The 23289-nt window shown below is 69.2% G+C and carries 25 protein-coding genes and 2 riboswitches; of the genes, 7 read left to right on the forward strand and 18 right to left on the reverse strand.

The window, feature by feature from the left end; all coding sequences use genetic code 11:
* The first annotated feature begins 33 nt into the window (after positions 1-33).
* Positions 34-573 carry a MaoC family dehydratase N-terminal domain-containing protein gene (locus tag ABGB19_RS10320; protein ID WP_347685809.1) on the forward strand — a complete coding sequence of 180 codons (540 nt, stop codon included), beginning with the start codon at positions 34-36 and terminating at the stop codon, positions 571-573.
* Positions 574-597: 24 nt separating this feature from the next.
* Here ABGB19_RS10320 and ABGB19_RS10325 read toward each other — a convergent pair whose 3' ends face one another.
* The 9 genes from ABGB19_RS10325 to ABGB19_RS10365 all read right to left on the reverse strand — a co-directional run bounded on the left by ABGB19_RS10325 (position 598) and on the right by ABGB19_RS10365 (position 8263).
* Positions 598-1689, reverse strand: a complete 1092-nt coding sequence (locus ABGB19_RS10325) for a lysophospholipid acyltransferase family protein (RefSeq protein WP_347685810.1) — start codon at positions 1687-1689, stop codon at positions 598-600.
* A gap of 18 nt (positions 1690-1707) precedes the next feature.
* Positions 1708-2808: an SDR family oxidoreductase gene (locus tag ABGB19_RS10330; RefSeq protein WP_347685811.1), complete on the reverse strand. Its 1101-nt coding sequence runs from the start codon at positions 2806-2808 to the stop codon at positions 1708-1710.
* A 32-nt stretch (positions 2809-2840) separates the two neighbouring features.
* Complete coding sequence (locus ABGB19_RS10335; RefSeq protein WP_003402602.1) at positions 2841-2942, reverse strand: AURKAIP1/COX24 domain-containing protein; 102 nt, start codon at positions 2940-2942, stop codon at positions 2841-2843.
* A gap of 81 nt (positions 2943-3023) precedes the next feature.
* On the reverse strand, positions 3024-3284 hold the full coding sequence (locus tag ABGB19_RS10340) for a helix-turn-helix domain-containing protein (RefSeq protein WP_347685855.1): 261 nt from the start codon (positions 3282-3284) through the stop codon (positions 3024-3026).
* Between the two features lie 127 nt (positions 3285-3411).
* On the reverse strand, positions 3412-4293 hold the full coding sequence (gene proC, locus ABGB19_RS10345; RefSeq protein ID WP_347685856.1) for a pyrroline-5-carboxylate reductase: 882 nt from the start codon (positions 4291-4293) through the stop codon (positions 3412-3414).
* 30 nt (positions 4294-4323) lie between these two features.
* On the reverse strand, positions 4324-5133 hold the full coding sequence (locus ABGB19_RS10350; RefSeq protein WP_347685857.1) for a thioesterase family protein: 810 nt from the start codon (positions 5131-5133) through the stop codon (positions 4324-4326).
* A gap of 163 nt (positions 5134-5296) precedes the next feature.
* Positions 5297-6154, reverse strand: a complete 858-nt coding sequence (locus tag ABGB19_RS10355) for a sugar phosphate isomerase/epimerase (RefSeq protein WP_347685858.1) — start codon at positions 6152-6154, stop codon at positions 5297-5299.
* A 13-nt stretch (positions 6155-6167) separates the two neighbouring features.
* The gene (locus tag ABGB19_RS10360) at positions 6168-7211 is read right to left on the reverse strand and encodes a hypothetical protein (protein WP_347685859.1); all 1044 of its coding nucleotides are present in this window, start codon (positions 7209-7211) and stop codon (positions 6168-6170) included.
* Positions 7212-7237: 26 nt separating this feature from the next.
* Positions 7238-8263, reverse strand: coding sequence for a Ppx/GppA phosphatase family protein (locus ABGB19_RS10365; RefSeq protein WP_347685860.1), 1026 nt, complete (start codon positions 8261-8263; stop codon positions 7238-7240).
* A 12-nt stretch (positions 8264-8275) separates the two neighbouring features.
* Between ABGB19_RS10365 and ABGB19_RS10370 the strand changes: the two genes are divergently transcribed.
* On the forward strand, positions 8276-9073 hold the full coding sequence (locus tag ABGB19_RS10370) for a hypothetical protein (protein ID WP_347685861.1): 798 nt from the start codon (positions 8276-8278) through the stop codon (positions 9071-9073).
* A 50-nt stretch (positions 9074-9123) separates the two neighbouring features.
* Entirely contained in the window at positions 9124-9363 is a 240-nt protein-coding gene (locus ABGB19_RS10375) for a YciI family protein (protein WP_347686225.1), read from the forward strand.
* 27 nt (positions 9364-9390) lie between these two features.
* On the opposite strand, the gene regX is transcribed toward ABGB19_RS10375, so the two are convergent.
* The 6 genes from regX to ABGB19_RS10405 all read right to left on the reverse strand — a co-directional run bounded on the left by regX (position 9391) and on the right by ABGB19_RS10405 (position 15523).
* Positions 9391-10077 carry a two-component sensory transduction protein RegX gene (gene regX / locus ABGB19_RS10380; protein WP_347685862.1) on the reverse strand — a complete coding sequence of 229 codons (687 nt, stop codon included), beginning with the start codon at positions 10075-10077 and terminating at the stop codon, positions 9391-9393.
* Entirely contained in the window at positions 10074-11285 is a 1212-nt protein-coding gene (locus ABGB19_RS10385; protein WP_347685863.1) for an ATP-binding protein, read from the reverse strand. The genes regX and ABGB19_RS10385 overlap by 4 nt, the downstream gene beginning before the upstream one ends.
* Positions 11286-11414: 129 nt before the next feature.
* Positions 11415-12173, reverse strand: a complete 759-nt coding sequence (locus tag ABGB19_RS10390; protein ID WP_347685864.1) for a phosphoglyceromutase — start codon at positions 12171-12173, stop codon at positions 11415-11417.
* Positions 12174-12184: 11 nt separating this feature from the next.
* Positions 12185-12748 carry a YbjN domain-containing protein gene (locus ABGB19_RS10395; RefSeq protein ID WP_347686226.1) on the reverse strand — a complete coding sequence of 188 codons (564 nt, stop codon included), beginning with the start codon at positions 12746-12748 and terminating at the stop codon, positions 12185-12187.
* A gap of 2 nt (positions 12749-12750) precedes the next feature.
* Complete coding sequence (mshA, locus tag ABGB19_RS10400) at positions 12751-14079, reverse strand: D-inositol-3-phosphate glycosyltransferase (protein WP_347685865.1); 1329 nt, start codon at positions 14077-14079, stop codon at positions 12751-12753.
* 151 nt (positions 14080-14230) lie between these two features.
* Positions 14231-15523 carry an ROK family protein gene (locus ABGB19_RS10405; RefSeq protein ID WP_347685866.1) on the reverse strand — a complete coding sequence of 431 codons (1293 nt, stop codon included), beginning with the start codon at positions 15521-15523 and terminating at the stop codon, positions 14231-14233.
* Between the two features lie 179 nt (positions 15524-15702).
* On the opposite strand from ABGB19_RS10405, the gene ABGB19_RS10410 reads away from it, so the two are divergent.
* Positions 15703-16461, forward strand: coding sequence for an SDR family oxidoreductase (locus tag ABGB19_RS10410; protein ID WP_347685867.1), 759 nt, complete (start codon positions 15703-15705; stop codon positions 16459-16461).
* 66 nt (positions 16462-16527) lie between these two features.
* Here ABGB19_RS10410 and ABGB19_RS10415 read toward each other — a convergent pair whose 3' ends face one another.
* Together ABGB19_RS10415 and ABGB19_RS10420 are read right to left on the reverse strand one after the other, a co-directional pair.
* A complete protein-coding gene (locus ABGB19_RS10415) occupies positions 16528-17811 on the reverse strand; it encodes an Ig-like domain-containing protein (RefSeq protein ID WP_347685868.1) in 1284 nt (427 codons plus the stop codon).
* A gap of 15 nt (positions 17812-17826) precedes the next feature.
* Complete coding sequence (locus ABGB19_RS10420) at positions 17827-18882, reverse strand: UDP-N-acetylmuramate dehydrogenase (protein WP_347685869.1); 1056 nt, start codon at positions 18880-18882, stop codon at positions 17827-17829.
* Between the two features lie 26 nt (positions 18883-18908).
* On the opposite strand from ABGB19_RS10420, the gene ABGB19_RS10425 reads away from it, so the two are divergent.
* The gene (locus tag ABGB19_RS10425; protein ID WP_347685870.1) at positions 18909-19421 is read left to right on the forward strand and encodes a DUF2505 domain-containing protein; all 513 of its coding nucleotides are present in this window, start codon (positions 18909-18911) and stop codon (positions 19419-19421) included.
* Between the two features lie 61 nt (positions 19422-19482).
* On the forward strand, positions 19483-20265 hold the full coding sequence (locus tag ABGB19_RS10430; RefSeq protein WP_347685871.1) for a class I SAM-dependent methyltransferase: 783 nt from the start codon (positions 19483-19485) through the stop codon (positions 20263-20265).
* Between the two features lies 1 nt (position 20266).
* Here ABGB19_RS10430 and ABGB19_RS10435 read toward each other — a convergent pair whose 3' ends face one another.
* Entirely contained in the window at positions 20267-21805 is a 1539-nt protein-coding gene (locus ABGB19_RS10435) for a sodium:solute symporter family protein (RefSeq protein ID WP_347685872.1), read from the reverse strand.
* 22 nt (positions 21806-21827) lie between these two features.
* Positions 21828-21937: riboswitch (guanidine-I (ykkC/yxkD leader) on the reverse strand.
* 117 nt (positions 21938-22054) lie between these two features.
* A riboswitch (guanidine-III (ykkC-III) riboswitch) is annotated at positions 22055-22119 on the forward strand.
* Between the two features lie 9 nt (positions 22120-22128).
* Here ABGB19_RS10435 and ABGB19_RS10440 point away from each other — a divergent pair.
* Entirely contained in the window at positions 22129-23271 is a 1143-nt protein-coding gene (locus ABGB19_RS10440) for an agmatinase family protein (protein WP_347685873.1), read from the forward strand.
* Positions 23272-23289 lie beyond the last annotated feature (18 nt).

Genomic DNA, 23289 nt, shown 5'->3' on the forward strand with positions numbered 1-23289 from the left:
GATCAGCCCGCGCACGCGAGGAGCGATACCAGGATGGCCATCGCAGAGAACATCATCGGAACGCACTACCGGTACCCCGACTACTTCGAGGTCGACCGGGAGAAGATCCGTGAGTTCGCGCGCGCGGTCAAGAACGATCATCCCGCGCACTTCACCGAGGACGCGGCCGCCGAGAGCGGCTACGACACACTGATCGCGCCGCTGACCTTCCTCGCGGTGGCGGGGCGCCGGGTGCAGGCGGAGATCTTCAACCAGTTCGACGTGCCGATCAACATGGAGCGGGTGCTCCACCGCGACCAGAAGATCGTCTTCCACCGGCCGATCGTGGCCGGCGACCGGCTGTACTTCGATTCCTACCTCGACTCGGTCACCGAGTCACACGGCGCGGTCGTCACCGAGGTCCGCGGCGAGGTGACCGACGCCGAGGGCAAGCCGGTGCTGACGAGCATCGTGACGGTGATGGGCGAGGCCCAGTCCGACACCGAGGCCGACGAGATCAGCGAGCGCATCGCCGCCAGGCGCGACGAGGCGATCGCGAAAATGATTGCCAAGCAAACTAGTTCGAACAGCTAGCCGCACCCGGACGCGTGAAGTACCTCAGCCGAGGAACATATTGCGTCGGCTGGCGAGCAGCTGGTACAGCGTCTGCTGAATGGTCTCGCGCACCTGGTCGGTCAGCTCGAAGGTGACCATCGGGTCCTCGGCGGCCGACTCGTCGTAGTCGGCGGTCTCGATCGGCTCGCCGAACTGGATGTGCCACTTCGACGGCAGCGGCACCATGCCCACCGGGCCGGCCAGCGGGAAGAACGGCGTGATCGGGAAGTACGGCAGGCCGAGCAACCGGGCCAGCAGCTTGACGTCGGCGATCATCGGGTAGATCTCCTCGGAGCCGACGATCGAGCACGGCACGATGGGCGCCTTGGTGCGCAGCGCCGCCGAGACGAATCCCCCACGGCCGAACCGCTGCAGCTTGTAGCGGTCCTTGAAGTGCTTGCCCAGCCCCTTGTAGCCCTCCGGGAACACCGCGGTCAGCTCGCCGGCGGCCAGCAGCCGGTGCGCGTCGGCGGTGCAGGCCATGGTGTGGCCGGCCTTGCGCGCGGCCTGGCCGACCATCGGCAGGTCGAACACCATGTCGGCGGCCAGCAGACGCAGATCGCGGTTCGTCGGATGGTGGTCGCGCACCGCGACCGCCGCCATCAGACCGTCGAACGGCAGCACCCCGGCGTGGTTGGCGACCACCAGGGCGGCGCCGGTCTTCGGCAGGTTGTCGATCCCGCTGACCTCGACGCGGAACCATGACTTGAAGAACACTCGCAGCAAAGGCAGGAAGATTGCGTCGTTGAGATGCGGATCGAAGCCGAACTCATCGACGGTGTAGTCGCCCATCATCCGCTTGCGGACGAACTCGGCGACCGATGCGATGCGCCGGGCCAGTTCGGTCGGCGTCTCGTCGGCGCCCGGGGCACCGCCCGAGGCGGCGCCACGCCGGTCGTCGATCTCGCGGACGACGGCGGCGATCTCCTCGGCGGAGGCGCGACCGTCGGGGTCGGAGAGCAGCGAGGGATGTCGGCGCGACCCCGAAGCCCGAGCGGCGTTGCGCCGCTGAGCCGCCGCACGGCCCGAATTGGCATGCAGCGGAATAACTTTCGCCTTGGACTCGCCCGACACGGTCGTTACCTTCTCCCCCACCCGATCCTGTTGATGTGGCTATCGCCCCCAACGCTGCGCCGCTGCCACGGCGCGGCTCTCCATTGAGCGTACCCATCGCGGGTCGACGATCGGAGTCATTCCGCGACCCCGGACGTAATCGTCAAAGGCCTCCACGGTGGTCCACTTCGGGTTATAACCGAGGTCGTTTCGCATTCGCGAGGTATCCATGACCCGGCCATAACTCAAGTAGTCCAACTGCTCGCGATCGAGTTCAGTGTAGCGAGTCGCGCGCCTCAGCGAATCCACAGCCCACAGCGCGGATCGCGGCACCGGCAGGGGGATCCGCCCGGCCCGGCGGATGGCTTGGCTCATCATGATGATGCCGGCGGCTCCGATGTTGTAGGTGCCGGGTTTGCCGGCCATCGTCGCGCGCTCCAGCGCGCCGAGCGCGTCCTGCTCGTGCAGCAGTTGCAGTCGGGGGTCGTGCCCGATGACGGTCGGCACCATCGGGTTGGAGAGATAGCGCGACAGCGCGGTGTCCATCGCCGGTCCGATCATGTTGGCCAGCCGCAGGATGGTGACCGCGATGTCGGGCCTGCGCCGCCCGAGCCCGCGCAGGTAGCCCTCGATGTCGATGCTGTCGCGCGCGAACCCCTCCCCGGGCGGCCTGCGGGCGCTGCTGTCCTCGGTGAACAGCACAGGGTCGCGCGAGCTCGACCCGTACACCTCCGAGGTCGACTTGAGCACGACGCGTTGCACCGACGGCGCCTTCTGGCAGGCGGCGAACAACTGGATCGCGCCCATCACGTTCAGTTCCTTGAGCGCGGCGCGACCGCCGGAGCGGGGCGCGTACGACGCCGCCGCGGCGTGCACCACGGTGTCGACGTCACCGTTGCGGATGACCTTGGCGATGAACGGGTTACGGATGTCGGCACGCACGAACTCGGCGCGGCCCATCCGCCGCAGCAGATCCTTGCTCGGCGCGATCGCATCCACGGCGATGACGTGGTTGATCAACGGGTTCTGCGCCAGCCTGGCGGTCAGGTACCCGCCAAGGAAGCGGCACGCGCCGGTGACGAGCACGACCTTCGGATAGTGCACCGTCTGGCGCGACTCGGAACCGTCGCCGTTCGTGCCCTGGCGACCTTCGGAATCCATACCCGGTCAGCTTAGGCGACCGCGCGCGGAACTTACTTGCCGAGCTTTCTGCGCTGCACCCGGGTGCGACGAAGCAGCTTGCGGTGCTTCTTCTTGGACATGCGCTTGCGCCGCTTCTTGATGACTGAACCCATGAACTCCGCTACCTAGCCGTAACTGCCATTGCCTACTCGACCCGGTACCTTACCGGGCAGCGCAGGCAAGTGCGAAAACGCCTATCCAGCGTCGAAGTACGAGCTCTCGAGCATGTCGTGGACGGCCTTGGCGTGCACCCGGAACGAGCGGCCGACGCGCACGGCGGGCAGCTCGCCGTTGTGCACCAAGCGGTACACCGTCATCTTGCTGACCCGCATCAGGCTCGCCACCTCGGCGACGGTAAGAAATTGAGCTCGTGGCGGCTGACCGTCGGATCCGGCGTCCCGCGCCGACTTTCCACTGGCTGAATCCCGCGCCGATGGCCCGTTCATAGACGTCATCGCAACCCAATCATTCAGGCACGGGCAGTTCCAGCGGCTTCCCCACCGCTGGCACCAACCCGTGCTTACACGAGGAGAATAGCGTGGCAGATGGTGTTACTGCGACGGGTGTGGGCATTTAATTGAATTACTGGGATGTAATTCCTAGCTGCTCAGAGCGCCTTTTCGCGGCCTCGACCGCATCGGCCACGGCGGCCCGCAAACCACCCCGTTCGAGTTCCCGCAGACCAGCGGCGGTGGTACCCCCGGGAGAGGTAACCGTGGCGCGAAGCTGAGCGGCGGTGGTGTCCATGGCCGCGCCGGGGGAAGCGGCGGCCCCGGAGTTCGCTGTCTGCGCCTGGTCGAGGCGCTCCAGCAACATGGCGGCGGACCCCGCCATTGTTTGCACGACCAGGTCGGTGGCCACCTCGCGGGTCAGTCCCGCGCCCACCGCCGCGTCGATGAGCGCCTCGACCATCAGGAAGAAGTACGCCGGCCCCGACCCCGAGACCGCGGTGACGGCGTCGAGTTGCGACTCGGGCACCGTCAGCACGCCGCCCACCGCGTCGAAGATGCCCGACACCTCCTTGAGGTGATCGGCGGTGGCGAACCGGCCGGCCGCCAACGCGCTCACCCCACCGCCGACGACGACGGGTGCGCTGGGCATGACCCGGATCACCGGCGAACCCGCAGGCAGCTTGTTCTCGTAGTAGGCGGTGGTGACACCCGCGGCGATGGTGACGAAAACCTTTTCGGCGGTGTCGGTTTCGGCTCTGGCCGCCGCATCGGCGATCTCGTTGACGAGGCCCTCGACGTCGAACGGCTTCACCGCGACGATGACGTAGGTCGCCGTGTCGACCGCATCGCCGACCGTCGTCACCAGCACCGAGTACTTCTCGGCCAGCGACTTCGCGCGCGCCGGGTCCTTCTCGGCGACCACCAGGTCCTTGACCTGCCGCCCGGCCCGCAGCAGCCCGGACAGCAGCGCCTCACCCATACTTCCACCGCCGACGATCGCGATTCTGGCCATGCGGGAAAGCATTGCAGAACGCCGACGGGGCTACGCGGTCGGCACCATCGCCAACTGGCGGCTCTGCACCACGATGTGGCCCTCACAGTCGACGACGATGTGGTCCTCGTCAAACCAGTCCTGGCCGATCTGGACCGTTGTGCACAGCACCCGCAGCCACCCGTCGGCGGGCAGCGCGCGCAGATACGCGGTGAGCTGCACGGTGGGCGCCCAGCCGAACCGGTTGACGCCGAACGTGACCGGCGCCGACACGTCACCGCATAACAGTGCGAACAGCACGTCGGGGGCGACACCTTTGGGCCGCACCCAGTACTCGATCACCGGTGGGCCGCCGTCGGCGCGCGGCTCCATGGTGGTCAGCGACGGCCGGATGTCGCAGCCGTGGGCGAGGTGGACGATGTCGGCCATGCGATGCCCCGGCCCGATCGGCTCGAGGCCGGGTGGCGGCTCGGGCTGCATCAGCGGGATGACCGGGTTGACCGACAGTAGCGGAGGCACGTGGTGTTCGGGGTCGCCCAGCGTGACGGCCGCCCGCACGGCCGTACGGCCACCCTGATTGAGCTCGACGTCGATCAGGCTCACCCTGCGGCCCCGCTTGCGCACGGTGGTCACCATCTCCATCGGGCCGGGATCCGGCGCCCACAGGAAGTTGCCCGAGATGGCGATCGGCTGGACCGCCCCACCGTGTTCGGTGCGCGCGGCGTTCGCGCACAGCGCCAGCATCGCACCGCCGTGCACCTTGGGCCCGATCGTCCAATGTTCGTTCAGTACACCGTGATACACGCCGTCACCGGCCTTGGTGAGCGCCATCGCGTCGGTGAACAGGGTGGAGCCGGGCATGTAGAAGTGTCCTTTGCGGGTCAGGGATCGGCGGTCAGCGGTGGGAGTCGGCTCTTCGCGCAAGCGCTCATCGGCGTAGTCGGCTCTTCGCGCAAGCGCTCATCGGCGTAGTCGGCTCTTCGCGCAAGCGCTCATCGGCGTAGTCGGCTCTTCGCGCAAGCGCTCATCGCAGCAGATGCTGGCGGGCGAACTGCAACGACTCGACCAGCAGCGCCTCGCGTTCGCTCGCCGTGCGCGCGCCCGACGTCGTCACCTCGAGGATCACATGGCCGGCGAAGTCGCTGGCGGCCAGCATCTCGCACACCTCGACGGTCGGCTGCGTGCCGCGGCCGGGCACCAGGTGTTCGTCGGTGGAGGCGCCGCTGCCGTCGCACAGATGTAGGTGCACCAACCCGTCGGGACCCTCGATGCCCATCCGGCGCGCCATGTCGACCGCGTCGGTGCCCGCGGTCGCGGTGTGCGACAGGTCGAGCGTGTAGTGGGCGTGGTTTCCGTCCAGCGGGTCGTAGGAAGGCGCGAACGCCGAGATCCCCGGCCCCGGCCTGCCGCCGCGTTTGCGCATCCGCTCGATGGACGTCTGCCCCGCCCCGAAGAACCGATCGGCGCGAAACGGGAACATGTTCTCCACCGCCACCATCACGTCGCTGGCCGCCTCGAGCTCGGCGACCTGCTCGGAGAAACCCTCGGCGTAACGGCGCTGCCACCGGAAAGGCGGATGCACGACGACGGTCTGGGCCCCCAGCTGCTCGGCGGCGCGCACGCTGCGCTCGAGTTTGGGGATCGGATTGGCGCCCCACACCCGCTGGGAGATCAGCAGGCAGGGCGCGTGCACCGAAAGCACGGGCATGTCGTAGCGCTCGGACAGGTTGGCGATGGCCTCGACGTCCTGGCTGACGGTCTCCGCCCACACCATGAGCTCGACGCCGTCGTAGCCCAACCGGGCGGCGTACTCGAAAGCGGCCTCGGTCCTCAACGGATAGACCGAGGCCGTCGACAGACCGACCTTGATGGCGGGGCGCACGGAGTTCGGGCGCCTAGGCCTTCATCAACGCCAGCGGCCCGAACGTGACCAGCGCGCCGACGGCGACGGCGATCAGCGTGCTGGCGATGTCCTCGGTCTTGCGGACCACCCGCACCCCGACGACCAGGCCGAGAATCACCAGCACCCCGAGCACCAGCGCGACGATGCTGTTCCAGTTCCACAGCTGGTCGAACGCCACGAACAGGCCTGCGCCGAACGCGACCGCGAGGATGCACTGGCCGACGACCCACGCACCGCGCAGGACGGCGGACATCGGATGGGCGGGCGCGCGCTCGGCGTCGTCTTCGAGGTCGATGTCCTCGGGAGCGGGGCCGGTACCGCGGCGGGCCATGTCGTCGGCGACGGTCGGGCCGCCGAACAGCGCGCTGTCCGACGAGCGCAGGTACGACGGCAGGTTCTCGCGCTCGTCGGTGTCGTCGTCCGGTTCGGCGAGGTCGACGGCTGCATCGGCGTCGTCGTCCTCGTCGTCGCCGGCATTGGCCCAGTCGAGCGGGTCGGGGCTCATCTGCTCGGCGCCCACCGTGGCGTCGCCGGCACCGTCGTCGAAGCGCCGCGGCGCGTAGCTCGACCGGCGCGGTGGCGCGAAGAAGTCGAGGTCCTCCTCGACATCGCGGGCCTCGCGCTCCTCGATGTGGGCGGCGTAGTCGGCTTCCTCGTCGGCTTCCTCGTCGGCGTAGCCGGTGGCGTAGCCGGCGTCGGCGCCATCGGGCTCGACGGCCGGCGCGGCGGGCTCGGCTTCATCGACCGTTTCGGCGTCGTCGACGTGCTCGACGGCGCCGTTGGATGGCTCGGCGGCCTCGACGGGCTCCTCGACGACGGTGGCGCCGGTGCGCCCGGTCGCGGGTTCGTCGGCGTCGTGGTCGCGGACGACCGGGATCTCGCCCGTCAACTCGGCGACGGTGATCGAGTCGGTGTCACCGCGGCGGCGCCTGCGCCTGCCGCCGATCGGAGGGGCCCCGATCGTGCCGTTCTTCGCCAGCAACTCCGCCACCGAGATCGGTCGCGTGTTGCTGGTGCTGTCTTCTGGTCCTGTCATCGTGTGTTGCCTCTGCGCCTCGTCACCTATCGTCGAGCATCGCGTACGGACGCCTGCACCGAGGCCGGATTGCCGGCACCGCCGACAATCATCGGGCTGTCGGCACCGCCGACGAAGCCGCTCCCGTCGGCTTCGCTGTCGAGTTTCCGCAGAATCAGCCCCTCCCGCAACGCCCAGGGGCAGATGTCCACGCTCTCGATGGCGAGAGCCTTCATGCTCGCCTCGGCAACCAATGCTCCGGCCACGATCTGTGGCGCCCGGTCGGCACTCACTCCTTCCAATTCCGCGCGGTCGGCCGCGGTCATCCTAGAGATGAATGCTATGAGCTGCCGCAGGCCGGTGGCTGTCAGTGTCCTCTTCACGCGCGGGCCCGCGCCGGAGGGCGCGGCGCCGGTGAGCCGGGCAAGCGAGCGGAACGTCTTGGACGTCGCCACCGCCAGGTCCGGGTTTCCCGCCTCGAGCATCTCCGCGCCTGCGTCGGCGAGCTCGTTGGCCAGCCAGTCCCGCAACATCGCTACCCGCCGCCTGCCGGGTGGATCGTCGGGCAGCCACTCCCGGGTGAGCCGGCCCGCACCCAGCGGCAGCGACAGCGCAGCATCCGGTTCCTCGTCGACGCCGTTGGACAGTTCCAATGAACCGCCGCCGATGTCGATGTTGATGATGCGACCGGCGCTCCACCCGTACCAGCGGCGCACGGCCAGGAACGTCAGCCGCGACTCGTCGACCCCGGTGAGCACCTGCAGAGCCACCCCGGTTTCGGCGAGCACGCGGGCGAGCAGCTCTTCGGAGTTCTTGGCGTCGCGCACCGCCGACGTGGCGAACGCCATCAGTTCGGCGCACCCGGAACTCGTGGCGATCTTGGCGAATTCGTCGATGGTGCCGATCAGCTTGTCGGCGCCCTTACGGGTCAGCTTGCCGTTGCTGTCGATGGCCTCCGCGAGCCGCAACGAGGCCTTGGTGGAACTCATCGGCGTCGGGTGCCCACCACGACGGGCGTCCACCACCAGAAGGTGAACGGTATTGCTGCCCACGTCGAGCACGCCTAATCGCACTCGTCCAACTTAATGGGTCTACCGTTGGAAATTGTGAGCGCATCGCACCAAGGAGAGGTCGAACTCGATTTCGCTCGTGAGTGGGTCGAGTTCTACGATCCCGACAATCCCGAGCACCTGATCGCCGCCGACCTGACCTGGCTGCTGTCGCGCTGGACATGCGTGTTCGGCACGCCCGCCTGCAAGGGCACCGTGGAGGGCCGCCCGGACGACGGTTGCTGCTCGCACGGGGCGTTCATGTCCGACAAGGATGACATCGCCCGCCTCGACGATGCGGCGAAGACGCTCACCGACGAGGACTGGCAGTTCCGCGAGAAGGGCCTGGGCAAGAAGGGCTATCTCGAGATGGACGAATACGACGACAAGCCGAACCTGCGGACTCGAAAGTACAAGGGCGCGTGCATCTTCCTCAACCGACCGGGTTTTCCCGGCGGCATCGGGTGTGCGCTGCACAGCAAGGCGCTCAAGCTCGGCGTGGAGCCGCTGACCATGAAGCCCGAGGTCTGCTGGCAGCTGCCGATCCGGCGCACCCAGGAGTGGGTGGAGCGGCCCGACGGCTCGGAGATCCTCAAGACGTGGATCACCGAATACGACCGGAGAGGCTGGGGCGAAGGCGGTTTGGACCTGCACTGGTACTGCACCGGCGACCCGAACGCGCACGTCGGCGCCAAACAGGTGTGGGAGTCCTACGCGCCGGAGCTCACCGAACTGCTCGGCGAGAAGGCGTATGCCGAGCTGGCCGCAATGTGCAAGCGGCGCAGCGGGTTAGGGCTCATCGCCGTGCATCCCGCGACCAGGGCTGCCGAGTGAACCTCTTCCTTTTCCGGCTGATCCCGCCGCGCGCGGACTTCGCGCAGACCATGACGGAAGGCGAGCAGCAGGCGATGGCCGCGCACATGGAGTACTGGCAGCGCCTGCTGGCCGACGGCCGTGTGGTCGTCTACGGACCCGTCGCCGACCCCGAAGGGGTGTGGGGCCTGGGCGTGCTGCGCGCCGCCGACCGCGCCGAGGTGCTCACCATCGGCGAGAACGACCCGTCAGTCATCGCCGGTGTCAACACCTTTGACGTCTTCGAGATCATGGGCGGCACCACCGGCTAGGCGGCCGTTTCACGTGCGAGAGGAGCCTCAGCCCTCGAGCTTGTATCCGAGGCCGCGCACGGTGACCAGGTGCACCGGGTTGGCCGGGTCGGCCTCGATCTTGCTGCGCAGCCGCTTCACATGTACGTCAAGGGTTTTGGTGTCACCGACATAGTCGGCACCCCAGACCCGGTCGATGAGCTGGCCGCGGGTCAGCACCCGGCCGCTGTTGCGCATCAGGTACTCGAGCAGGTCGAACTCCTTGAGCGGCAACGTGATCTGCTCGCCGTTGACCGATACCACATGCCGCTCGACGTCCATCCGGACGGGTCCGGCTTCCAGCACACCGTCGCCGATGCCGTTGTCGTCGCCGTCGTTGCCGCGGCGCAGCACCGCCCGGATGCGGGCGATCAGCTCGCGCGCCGAGTACGGCTTGGTGACGTAGTCGTCGGCGCCGAGCTCGAGCCCGACCACCTTGTCGATCTCGCTGTCGCGCGCGGTCACCATGATCACCGGAACGCTTGAGCGCAAACGTAACTGCTTGCACACGTCGGTGCCGCTCATGCCGGGCAGCATCAGGTCGAGCAGCACGATGTCGGCACCCGCCCGCTCGAACTCGGCCAGGGCCGTCGGCCCGTCGGCCACCACGGTGGCCTCGAAGCCCTCCTTGCGGAGCAGAAAGGCCAGGGGATCGGCCAAGGACTCCTCGTCCTCCACGATCAACACACTGGTCATCGGTCTTGGGTGTCCTCTCGTTCGTCCGAGGCACTCTCGTGCTCGGGGTAGGCCGGAATCGACAGTGTGAACGTCGATCCCGTTCCCGGCTGACTCCACAGCCGGATGGATCCGTTGTGGTTGGCCGCGACGTGCTTGACGATGGCCAACCCCAGCCCGGTGCCGCCGGTGGCCCGGGAGCGCGCCTTGTCGACGCGGAAGAATCGCTCGAACACCCGCTCCTGGTCCTCGCGGGCGATGCCGATACCGCGGTCGGTGACCGCGATCTCGATGTTGTCGCCGCGCCGCCTGCGGCTGATCGACACCGACGAGCCGTGCGGCGAGTAGGCGATCGCGTTGGATACCAGGTTCGCGATCGCGGTGACCAGCAGCGCCTGGTCGCCGAGCACGCGGTACCCCGACGCGGCGTCGGTGGTGATCGCGATGTCGGCGTTGTCCGCGGCCACCTTGTACCGCGACAGCGCCTCGGCCACCACGGTGTCGACGTCGACGGCCCCGAGGTCGGGCAACCGCTCGGCGCCCTGCAGCCGCGACAACTCGATGAGCTCGCCGACCATGTCGGCCAGCCGGACCGACTCGTCGACCATCTTCTCGGCGAAGCGGCGCACGGTCTCGGGGTCCTCGGCGGAGGCGAGCAGCGCCTCGGCCAGCAGGCCCATCGCCCCGACCGGGGTCTTGAGCTCGTGGCTGACATTGGCAACAAAGTCGCGGCGGGTGGCTTCCATCCGGGCGTGCTCGGACTGGTCGTCGACGTAGACCACGGCGAACCGGCGGTCCTGCGTCGTCAACAGCCGCACGTGCCCGCGCACCGACTGGGGGTACCGCCCACTTGTGGGGGACCCGGACCGGCCGGGGTTGACGCGCTTGCCGGGCGGGAGGTCGACATCGCTGGGCTCACCCGTTGCCAGCGTGCGCTCGGCGGCCTTCCAGGCCCGGTCGTCGAGCAGTCGGTCGCGGACCAGCCCGAGCTCACGGGCGCGGTCGTTGGAGTACACGACGTCACGGAACAGGTCGACCACCACGATTCCCATGGGCGAGCGCGAGACGATGTGCTGGAACATCTGCGACACGGTGAGGCCGGGCTGCGTGGCGGCCCGCCGCCTGCGCTCGGCCAGGCGCGGCGCCAGCCCCGCCCCGAGTGCCACACCGATCACCAGGGCGAGTACTGCGACTACCGCTGCGAGCAGCGATGCCGATACCACACTCACGCGAAAATCGTACGCATCCGGTGAACGTCATCCCAGCAGCGTGCGGCCAATTCGGGACAAGTCACACAGCCAATCGGAGGTGTTCGGCTGTCGTTAACCCAGTGTTCGCCGAACCGCACGGCGAGCGGCCTACTTCGCGCCTTGAGCGGCGACGGCCGCCGCGCCTGCGGCTGCGGCCTCGGGGTCGAGGTAAAGGCCGCCCACGACGGTGGGCTTGAGGTTCGAGTCGAGGTCGTAGCGCAGCGGGATGCCCGTGGGGATGTTGAGCCCGACGACGTCCTCGTCGGACATCCCGTCGAGGTACTTGACCAGCGCACGCAGCGAGTTGCCATGCGCCGCGATCAGCACGGTCCTGCCTGCCCGCAGATCGGGCTCGATGGTCTCGGTGTAGTACGGCACGAACCGCTCGACCACGTCCTTGAGGCACTCCGTCAGCGGCGGGCCGCCCGGGATGTCCGCGTAACGGACGTCGGAGTCCTGGCTGAACTCACTGCCGGCCTCGATCGGCGGCGGCGGGGTGTCGTAGCTGCGCCGCCACGCCATGAACTGCTCCTCGCCGTAGCGATCCTTGGTCTCGGCCTTGTTGAGGCCCTGCAGCGCGCCGTAGTGCCGCTCGTTGAGCCGCCAGTCGCGGTGCACGGGAATCCAGTGCCGGTCGGCCTTGTCCAGGGCGATGTTCGCGGTCGTGATCGCGCGGCGCAGCAGCGAGGTGTAGAGCACGTCGGGCTGGCGGTCGAGTTCGGCGATCAACTCGCCGGCGCGCGCCGCCTCCGCCCGGCCCTTGTCGGTGAGATCGACGTCGACCCATCCGGTGAACAGGTTCTTCTCATTCCAATCGCTCTCGCCGTGGCGGAGCAGGATCAGCGTCGCATCAGAATCGAAGCCCATGGCTTCAAAGACTATCCCGAGGCCGATCCGTTCTTCCCGGCGTCCGGCTCGTCCTCGTCGTCGTTCTTCCCGCCACCCCACCCGTTGATCACGTGCGCGAAGGCCTGCAGGTTCTTCAGCGATTCACCGCGCGAGACACGCCATTCCCACTCTTTCTGGATGGACGAGCGAAAACCCAACTCCAGCAACGTGTTGAAGTCGGCGTCGACGGCCTCGAGGATCTGCCCCAGCAAGCGGTCGACCTCGTCGGGGGTCACCGAGTCCAACGACATCCTGCCGACGAGGTAGATGTCGCCGACGTTGTCGAGGGTGTAGGCGACGCCGTAGAGCCTGCGGTTGCGCTTGAGCAGGAACCGGTACACGCCCTCGAAGTTCTCGTCGGGCTTGCGGCAGACGAACGCCTCGATGCGCACCGAATGCTCGCCGATGGACAGGATCGTGTTGGTCTTGAGCCGCCGCTCGCCGGGCAGTTCGACGATGATGCCCGGCAGTCCGCCGTGCGCGCCCTCGTGGCGCGTGCAGACCAGCCCGTTCTCCTTGCAGGCGTCGACGATGACCTGCTCCGCACTGCTCACGCTCACGCGCGCACCCCACGCCGCCTGGTGAACCGGCGTCCGGTGCGACGGGTCTCGCGCGGTTGCTGTCGCGAGCGGTAATCGGCCATCGCGCGCCCGTAGCCGGCCAGCAGCGCGTCGACGGTGTGCGACCAGGAGAACCCGGCGGCGTGCCGCACGGCGGCGGGTCCCATGGCGTCGGTCGCGCGTTCCAGTAGCTCCCCGATGGCGTGCGCCCAGTCGCCGTCGTCGTGGCCGTCGACCAGGGTGCCGGTGACGCCGTCGCGCACCGCGACCGGCAGCCCGCCGACCGCTGCGGCGACCACCGGTGTGCCGCACGCCTGCGCCTCGACGGCGACCAGGCCGAACGACTCCGAATAGCTGGGCACCGCCACCAGGTCGGCGGCCCGGTACACGTCGACCAACTGTTCGCGCGACTGCGGCGGCAGGAACGTCACCCGGTCGGACATACCCAGATCGGCGGCCAGCCGAACCAACCCGTCGGGCGCCTGCAGTCCGGAGCCCGACGGGCCGCCGGCGACCAGCACGCGCACCCCGGGCAGTTTGGCGGCGGCGCGCAGCGCGACGTCGGGCGCCTTCAGCGGCTGGATCCGCCCGACGAACGCCACGATCTGCTCGTCGAAGTCGAGTCCCAGCGCTTGACGCGCGGCGCGTCGGTCACCGGGACGGAACATGTCCAGGTCGACACCCGGATGCACGACGTCGATGCGCGCCGGGTCCGCATGGTGCAGCGAAACCAGTTGGTGCGCTTCGTGTTCGGTGTTGACGATCATCCGGTCGGCTTCGTCGACCACCTGCTGCTCCCCCACCGCGCGCAGCGCCGGTTCGGGCGAGTCGCCGTCGGCGAGCGAGGCGTTCTTGACCGCGGCCAGCGTGTGGGCGGTGTGCACCAGCGGCACGGCCCAGCGGTCGCGGGCCAGCCAGCCGACCTGACCCGAGAGCCAGTAGTGCGAGTGCACGATGTCGTAGTAGCCGGGTTCGTGCGTCGCCTCGGCGCGCAGCACACCGGCGGTGAAGGCGCACAGCTGGGTGGGTAGGTCGTATTTGTCCAGCCCCTCGAACGGACCGGCGACGACGTTGCGCACCAGCACCCCTGGCGCCACCCGCACGGTCGGCTGGTCGGACGACGAGGTCGCCCGCGTGAAGATCTCCACCTCGACGCCCCGCCGGGCCATCTGCAGCGCGGTCTGCAGGACGTAGACGTTCATCCCCCCCGCGTCGCCGGTGCCGGGCTGGGCCAGCGGTGACGTGTGCACCGACAGCACGGCAACGCGTCGGGGGACCGGGAGACCGTCGGCTTCAGATCGGGACGGATCCGTTGCTAGGCGCACAGAGTCATGTCTACACCCCCGCGCAGCACTGGCCGCTCAGGCGGCGGCCGATCAGGCGGTGGCCGCGGGCGGCCAATCAGGCGGTGGCCGCGAGCGGCCGATCAGGCGGTGGCCGCGGGCGGCCAATCAGGCGGCGGCCGCGAGCGGCCAATCAGGCAGTGGCCTCGGGCCTGCGAGCCTTGGCGCGCCGCATGGCGCCGAGCGGGTCGGCGTACAGGCCGCCGAGCGACACCGCGCCGGCGCCGGCCTCCTGCACCCGGTTGCCGAACGCGGTCACCCGGATCGCGCGGGCGGGCATCACCGACCGCTGGGCGAAGGCGGTCCGCACGGCGGGCATGCCCTCCGGGTACTCGGTGAACGCCTGGCCGCCGACGACGAGGTCGTCGGGGTTGAGCATGTCGCGCAGCAGCGCGACGGCCTCGCCGAGCACGCGGGCGCGCTCGGTCAGCAGGTCCCTGGCCCGCTCGCCGCCCTGCCGGGCGATCTTGAGCATCGCCGGCATCGTCGAACCTGGGCCGTCGGCGGGGATGAGGCGCGCCGTGCGGGCGGCGATCAGCACGGCTTCGTCGCTGACCGTCGACTCGAGTTGACCGGTGCCGCCCAGCAGGTCGGAGTGCGCGGGCAGCGCGGCGATGGTGCCGGGGCCGCTGGCCGGGGAGTGCACTCCGCCGCCGATCGACAGTGCGTAGCCGACGGTTTCGCGGGCGTACACGTAGAGGCTGGTCGGCGCGGACGCGAGGAGCGGATCGGCCAGCGCCAGCCGATGCATGCCGAGCAGCAGTTCCGCGCCGGCCATCGCGTCGACGTGCGAGGCGACCGAGACCGGAAGGCCCAGCGCCTCGGCCAGCACCGGGCCCACCGGCGCATCGGACCAGCCGAGCCGCGGATGGTCGAGATACCCGGTCGCCCCGTCGACGACGCCGCCGGCCGCGACCCCGACCCACAGCGGGCGGCGGCGATGCCAACGGCTCAGGTAGCGGCGGGCGCTGCCCGCGAGCGTGGCCAGCGCGGCGGCCTGCGCACCGCGCGGCGTGGGCGTCTCGACCACGTCGAGCGTCCTGCCGAGCAGATCGGTGGCCACGATGCTGGTGGTGCGGGCGCCGATGTGGACGCCCAGGGTCAGGAAGGGCTCGTGATTCACCTCGACGGGCACCCGGGGCCTGCCGATCGCGCCGGAGACGGCCAGGTCGGCGCGTTCACGGAGCACACCCGCGTCCAGCAGGGCGGTGACCTGCCGGTTGACCGTCGCGATGCTCAGCCCGCTGACCCGGGCGATGACGTCGCGGGCGATCGGTCCGCGCAGCCGGGCGGCGCCGAACACCGACGCCGCGGCCGCGTCGGGGCCCTTCAGCGACGGCGCGACTATGTGGTGCCTGGCCGGTAGCGGGCGCTTCGTGTGCGCGACGTCGCGGACGACGGGCTTGGTCGAAAGTGTGGTGCGCATCGCGTGTCCTTGCGGGAAAGTCGGCGGGTGGGTCGGGGCCACACCTGGCGACTCAGCGGGACAGCGAAAGTCCGGGTTCAGTCAGGCGCGGCGGGGTGCGCGACAACGACACGCACGCCGCGAGAGAGCCTGGCCGGACGACATGAGGTGAACTTAGCACGCCAACTAAAGTTGGGCAGATGACGACACCCCAGACCGACGCCAGGGTCGCGGTGGTGACCGGCGCGAGCGCCGGCATCGGCGCAGCAACCGCGAGAACCCTTGCCGCGCAAGGCTTTCACGTCGTCTGCGTGGCCCGACGGGCTGAGCTCGTCGAGGCCCTCGCCGACGAGATCGGTGGCACCGCGATCGTTGCCGACGTCACTTCGGAGGAGGCGGTCTCCGCACTGGCGGCCGCGCTGGACCGCGTCGACGTGCTGGTCAACAACGCCGGCGGAGCCCGCGGGCTGGAGCCGATCGCCGAGGCCGACATCGACAACTGGCGCTGGATGTGGGAGGCGAACGTGCTGGGCACGCTGCGGGTGACCCGCGCGCTGCTGCCCAAGCTGATCGACTCCGGCGACGGGCTGATCGTCACCGTCACCTCAATCGCCGCGGTGGAGATCTACGACAACGGCGGGGGCTACACCTCGGCCAAGCACGCCCAGGGTGTGCTGCACCGCACGCTGCGCAGCGAGTTGTTCGGAAAGCCGGTGCGGCTGACCGAGGTTGCGCCCGGAATGGTGCAGACGGACTTCTCGCTGAACCGGTTCGAGGGCGACGAGGAGCGCGCCGCCAAGGTCTACGAGGGCGTGACGCCGCTGGTGGCCGAGGACATCGCCGAGGTGATCGGGTTCGTCGCGAGCCGGCCGTCGCACGTCGACCTCGACCTGATCGTGGTCCGCCCGCGCGATCAGGTCAGCGGTGCGAGCGGCTCACGGTTCAACCGCAAGACCTAGTCGTCTGGTGTGCAGCCAGATCGCGATTCGCGCCGGATCGAGCCGGATCGTCGATCTGAGCGCACACTAGCGGCCGGGACCGTTGACCGGCTGCGGGGCGTCCGACGGCGTGGCGGGCGCGGTGCTCGGCATTCCGGCCGGTGACGCCTCGCTCAACGCCGACATCGCCGTCCACTCCCCCCACGGCACCGCCCAGTCCCAGATGTCGCCGTCGGCGTAGGACAGCTGGATACGGGTGCCGGTGACCTCGACCGGGTCGCCGTACATCGCGCTGTGGAAGTACTGCTCGGCGTCCTCGAGCGAGAGGTTGATGCAGCCGTTGGTGACGTTGCTGCTGCCCTGGGCGCCGAGGCTGGCGGGGTTGGCGTGGATGAACTCCCCGTTGTTGGAGATGCGCACCGACCACCGCTCGCGCAGGTTGAAGTAGCCGGCGGCCGGGTTGGACATGTAGAAGTCCTCGTACTTCTCGGTGACGACGTGGATGCCGCTGCGGGTGACGTTGCGGTCCAGGTCGCCCTCGCCGTAGCTGCAGGGAAAGTCCATGATCGTCGCGCCCGCGGCGTCCTCGACCCGGAGACGGTGCGACGGCGCGTCGGCCTTGACCACCTGGCGGCGGCCGATCTCGAAGCTCAGCGTCGCGTCCTGCGCGCCGTAGGCGCCGTCACCGAACGGGACGCCGTAAAGCTTGGCGTCGACGTGCACCTTGGTGCCCGCCGGGTAGTACTCACGGGTGCGCCAGTGCACGCGGGACCCGCCGACCTCGTCGGGCAGCCAGGCCCAGCTGCCCTCGACCGCGGGCTCGGTGGTGACCGTCAGCGCCTTCTCGACCGACGCCTTGTCGGCGATCGACGCGTCGAACTGGATGATGATCGGCGCGGCGACGCCGACGACCTGCCCGTCGGCCAGCTGGAACCGGCCGCTGACCTGCGTGCTGGGGTCGATGGTGGTGAAGCCGCCCGCGACAGGGGTCGCCTTGCCGTCGGGGCCGACAACCGAGCCGTCCCAGGTGTACTCGACGCCGTAGCCCAGCGGCTCGGTCACCTGGAACGCGGTGCGGTCACGGTTCAGCGCGCCCGCGATCACCTTGCCGTCGGGGTTGGTCAGCCGGACCCGCTGGAACCAGCCGTCGCTGACCTCGACTTTGACGGGTGCCGTCGGAACGATGTCGGTGGCCGCATTCGCCGGCTCGAAGCGCAGCGACGGTGCGTCGGGGGCCGCCCGCTCCGGTGCGGACGGGTCATTCGACTTGCTCATGCACGCGGCCAGGGCACCCGGCGCCACGACCCCGACTGCCAGGGCCGTCAGCGCGCGCCGCCGGTTCAGCGACGGCCAGGGCTGGGGGGTGCTCACGTGGACCCAGCGTACCTACAGCGAACACCCCACCAGTGCAGGCTCGGGTGTGAGTTCGATCCCGAATCTTGTTCTCACACCGTCCCGTACCGTCCTGGCCAGGGAAATCAGGTCGGCGGTCGTCGCCCCGCCGCGATTGGTCAGCGCCAGCGCATGTTTCGTCGACAGCCGCGCGGCGACGCCGTCACCGGGATAGCCCTTGCCGAAGCCGGCGTGCTCGACGAGCCAGCCCGCCGCGAGCTTGACCCCGTCGGTGGTCGGGAAGTGGGGCACCGGCCCGCCCTGCTGGGCGCGGATTCGCTCGAACACGGCGGGGGTGACGACGGGGTTGGTGAAGAACGAGCCGACGCTCCAGGTGTCGTGGTCGTCCGCGTCGAGCACCATGCCCTTGCTTGCACGCAGCCGCAGCACGGCCTCGCGCACGGCGAGCGGATCTGCGTTCGCGCCCTGCTCGACGCCCAGCGCGGTGGCCAGCTCGCGGTAGCGCAGCGGCGCGCTGCACCCGTCGGGGTCCAGCACGAACTCGACCTCGAGCACGATCGCGTCGGTCGAGTGCTTGAGGATGCTGGTGCGGTAGCCGAACCGCAGCGCCTCCGGGGCGACCCAGCGGTCCTCACCTGTGCGACGGTCCAGCAGGCGCACCCGCCGGAGGGTGTCGGCGACCTCGGCCCCGTAGGCGCCGACGTTCTGCACCGGTGTCGCCCCGGTCGAGCCCGGGATGCCGGACAGGCACTCCAGGCCGCCGAGGCCGTGCGCCAGCGACGTCACGACGACGTCGTCCCACCCGGCACCCGCCTCGGCGCGCACGATGTCGCCGTCGACGGTGATCTCGGTGTTGACCAGATGAACGACGGTCAGATCGGTCAGGGTGTCGGACAGCACGACGTTGGAACCGCCGGCCAGCACCAAGGAGTCGTCCTCGGGTCCGAGGGCGCGAACCACGTCGATCACCTTCTGCGTCGTGTCGCATGTGATCAGCCGTCGCGCAACGGGTCCGACGCGCAGGGTGGTCAGCGGGGCGAGCGGCACCGCCTCCTCGACGGCTGCACCCCCTATATGCGAAGTGACCACGGGCGGTAACGGTAGCCTGGCCAGCTATGCCGCGTTCATTCGACATGGCCACCGAATACGGGGGCAGCGTCGAACAGGTCCACCGGGCGTTCAGGGATGAGCAGTACTGGCTGTCACGGCTGCTCGACTCGGGCGCGGACGACTACTCGCTGGATTCTCTGGTCGTCGACGACGACGGCGGCATCGACGTCGTCACGACGCAGCGGATGCACTCCAGCCGGCTGCCCGGCGTGGTGCAGCAGTTCCACCGTGGGGATCTGCGCCTTGTGCGCGAAGAGGCGTGGTCGCCGATCCGGGACGGCCAGGCGATGGCGACCATCGCGCTGACCATCGTCGGCGCACCGGCGACGCTCAGCGGCAGTGCCGAGCTGATCCCCATGGGACAGTGGGCGAAGTCGCGACTCGACTTCCACGCGGTCGTCGAGGTGCGGGTACCGCTCGTCGGCGGCAAGATCGAGAACTTCATCGGCAGTCAGCTGACCGAGCTGCTGATCAACGAGCAGCGCTTCACCACGGTGTGGATCACCGAGAACAGCTGACCCGGCGTCACCGAACGGCGTGGGTCGAAGCGATCCCGCCGCTGCGCCATAGACTCGGATGATGACCGGCCCCATCGGCCAGTTGACCCGCGGCACCACCGGTTACAACCGGTTGCGCCGCAGCGACCGTTGGCTGGCGCACTCGGCACGGGTGCGGGCCGCCCTGCTGTCCGCCGCCGACCCGCTCGTGATCGACCTCGGCTACGGCGCGCTGCCGGTGACCACCTTGGAGTTGGCCGCCCGACTGCGCTTGCTGCGCAACGATGTTCGAGTCGTCGGCCTCGAAATCGACCCCGAACGCGTGCGCACCGCCCGCGCGGCCGGGGGCGGGTCGGTCGAGTTCGGCCTCGGCGGTTTCGAGTTGGCGGGCATGCGACCGGTGCTGGTGCGCGCGTTCAACGTGCTGCGCCAGTATCCGGTGCAGGCGGTCGCCGACGCATGGTCCACGATGCAGCATCACCTGGCACCGGGCGGGTTGATCGTCGACGGCACCTGCGACGAGTTGGGCCGTCGCTGCTGCTGGGTGCTCCTCGACGCGGCCGCACCGGTGAGCCTGACCCTGGCCTGCGACCCGTTCGCCATCGAGCGTCCGTCCGATCTCGCCGAACGGCTGCCCAAGGTCCTGATCCACCACAACGTCGAGGGCCAGCCCATCCACACACTGCTGACCGCCGCCGACCGAGCGTGGGCCAGCGTCGCCGGACACGGCGTCTTCGGCCCGCGGGTGCGCTGGCGTGCGATGCTGGAACTCCTGCACCACAACGGTTTTCCCGTGGATCCCGCACGCCGCCGGATGCGTGACGGTGTGCTGACCGTGCCGTGGTCCGCCGTCGCGCCGGTGTGATCTACACCGGTTCGGGCTTGCCCGCCAGCACCGGCTCGCCGTGCTCGATCGCCTCGGCGGTCTCGTCGAGCGCGTCGTCGAGGTCCTTGGCGACCTGGATGTCGAGGCCGCGCAGGTGGGCCGGCGGCGTCATCAGCGAAACCGAGACGTAGGTGAGGATCGCGGCGGCGAATGCGATGAAGGTCGGCCACCCGTCGAATGCGCTTGTGATCAGGTTGTTCTCGACGTAGAGGATGGTGTTGTCGATGCCGTAGATCGTCGGTGTCATCGCGAACAGCACCAGGCGCACCATCAGGCCGACCCCCATCGCGGCGATCGCGGCCCTCATCCCGCCCCGCCGCCACACCAGGCCGAGGATGAAGGGTACGGCCAGGCACGCCAACAGCAGGTCGAAGGCGAGCGTCAGCAGGATGCCGGTCTGCTTGACGTAGATCGCAAAGGCGATGGAGAACAGCGTCATCGGGACCATCGCGATCCGCGTCGCCCGCAGCAGCGGGTCGCGCCGGCCCGCGATGTGCACCCGGCGGATGCCGCCGAGATTGCGTACGCAGACGTTCGAGATCGCCAGGATCGCGCCGTTGGCGGTGCTCATCGACGCGCCCACCAGACCGCACAGCACCACCACGGTCAGCGCGGTCGGCGCGTACTCACCGAGCAGCACGAAAAGCACTGGGCCGTCGAACTCTTCGGGCATGAAAGCCTTGGCGGCCAGCACCACCAGGCCGAAGGGGACGCAGATCGCGACCGTGCCGGTGGCCGCGACGAAGCAGGCGCGGCGGGCGCTGTCCGGCGACTTCGCCGCGAACACGCGCTGCATGAAGTCGATCGCGACGATGTCACCGATGCCCAGCGCGATCAGTGTCGCCCAGTTGATCACCGCACCCTGCGCCGGATCGGACAGCTGCCCGAGCGCGAACGGGCCGGTGCCGTCGGCGATTTCGAGGCTGTGGGTGGACGCTATCCAGATCAGCAGCCCGATCGCGCCGATGAGGATAAGGCCCATCTGGATGATCGCGGTGTACGCGTCGGCGATCAGGCCACCCGTGCCCGTGTAGGCCACGGCGAGCGCCGCGATGAGCATCACCCCCAGCCAGTACGGCATGCCGAGGAAGTAGTTGAACAGGAAGCCGCCCGCCACCAGGTTGCCCGCGACCAGCATGCAGAACGCGACGGCCAACAGCACCGAGGCGCCGACCTCGACCGGCCTACCGAACCGCAACCGGTAGTAGTCCGGAAACGACGTCAGCCCCATGCGGTTCATCGGCCTGGCGAAGAAGATTCCGGTGATGAGCAGGCACAGCGCGAGACCGAGCGGCAGCGACGCACCGGCCCAGAAGCCGAATTCGTAGGCCAGATCCGTGTTTCCGAGGGTGGCGTTGGTGTCGACGGCCGAACCCATCAGCGCACCACCGACCAGCCAGAACGGCAGCATGCGCCCGCCCACCAGGAAGTTCGAACTGTCGCCCTCGATCCGCCGGGAGACGTAGAACCCGACGAGGACGACCACGGCGATGCTGACGCCGACACCGAGAAGGATCATGGAGCTCCCTATGCGCGATGGAGTCTCCCGGGCTTTTCTCCCGCCGTGGAACGGCCCCAACGGTGCGACCGCCTGCGTCTCTCGGACCAGCCCGCACACCGGCTGCGCGGCGGAACCCTAGACGCGCCCCACACGTGAATGTGAGTCGACGATCAGCGAAACGCCGGACCGTTACGGCGGACCGCGCCGTGCGTTAACGGTTTGTTTCGATTCCGGTGGCGCGTTCTGCCGTCGGCACAAAGAATGAGCGCCAGGAGCCTCGGCGGCTCCCCGGACGAGCGCGTCGTACCCGGTCAGCGACAAGACGGCGCTTAGGAGCACCCGTGACCGAGCAGAACCGACCCCTCAACGCCGAAGGCGCCTGGGCGCAGCAGGCCGAGGCCCGCATCCCGGAACGACGCGAACGCGAGGAGATCGAACGCAGCCTGGCCTTCGGGCTGGAGGCCGCGCCGACCATCAACGACCGCCGCATCTCGACGTTCGTGCGCGGCGAACTGCCGCACTTCGCCGGTGAACGCGGCACGTTCCTGAAGTGTCCGTTCGTCGAGGACGTCAACCAGGTCGACGACGCGGAGGTGGCGATCTTCGGGGTGCCGCTGGACGCGGGCGCGACCTACCGGCCCGGCACCCGGTTCGGCCCGCAGGGCATCCGCCGCTCGACGAACCTGTTCGGCACCTACAACTACGAGTCCGGCGTCGACCTCCGCGAGCAGCTCAACATGGTCGACATCGGCGACGTGTTCACGATCCCGGGCAACCTGGAGAAGTCCTTCGACCAGATCAGCCAGGCCATGGCGCACGTCGCGAGCAAGGGCGTGATGCCGGTCGTGCTCGGCGGCGACCACTCGATCGGCTTCCCCACCGTGCGCGGGCTGGCCCCGTACATGGACGGCAACGTCGGCATCATCCACTTCGACCGGCACGTCGACACGCAGGAAACCGACCTCGACGAGCGCATGCACACCACGCCGTGGTTCCACGCGACCAACATCCGCAACGCACCCGCCACCAACCTGGTGCAGATCGGCATCGGCGGCTGGCAGGCGCCGCGGGCGGGCGTGAAGGTCGGCCGCGAGCGCAAGTCGACGGTGATCACCGTCGGCGACGTGGAGCGCGTCGGCGTCGAGAAGATCGCCGAGATGGCACTCGAGATCGCGTGGAAGGACGCCAAGGCGGTGTACCTGTCCTTCGACATCGACGTCATCGACGCCGGGTTCGTCCCGGGCACGGGCTGGCCCGAACCCGGAGGTCTGCTGCCGCGCGAGGCCCTCAACCTCATCAAGATGGTCTCCGAACCCGGCCTGGCCGGCATCGAGGTCGTCGAGTGCTCTCCGCCGTACGACTGGGCCGAGCAGACCGCGCTGATGAGCTCACGGGTGATCCTCGACAGCCTGGCCGCGCAGGTCCGCTCCGGGAAGCTGGGCAACAAGGCGGCCAAGGCCGATCGGGTCGCCTGGGGTCCGTAACAGCACGCCGAGACTACC

Origin of the sequence: Mycobacterium sp. B14F4, from assembly GCF_039871645.1 — a bacterium.
In the GTDB taxonomy this organism is placed as follows: Bacteria; Actinomycetota; Actinomycetes; order Mycobacteriales; family Mycobacteriaceae; genus Mycobacterium.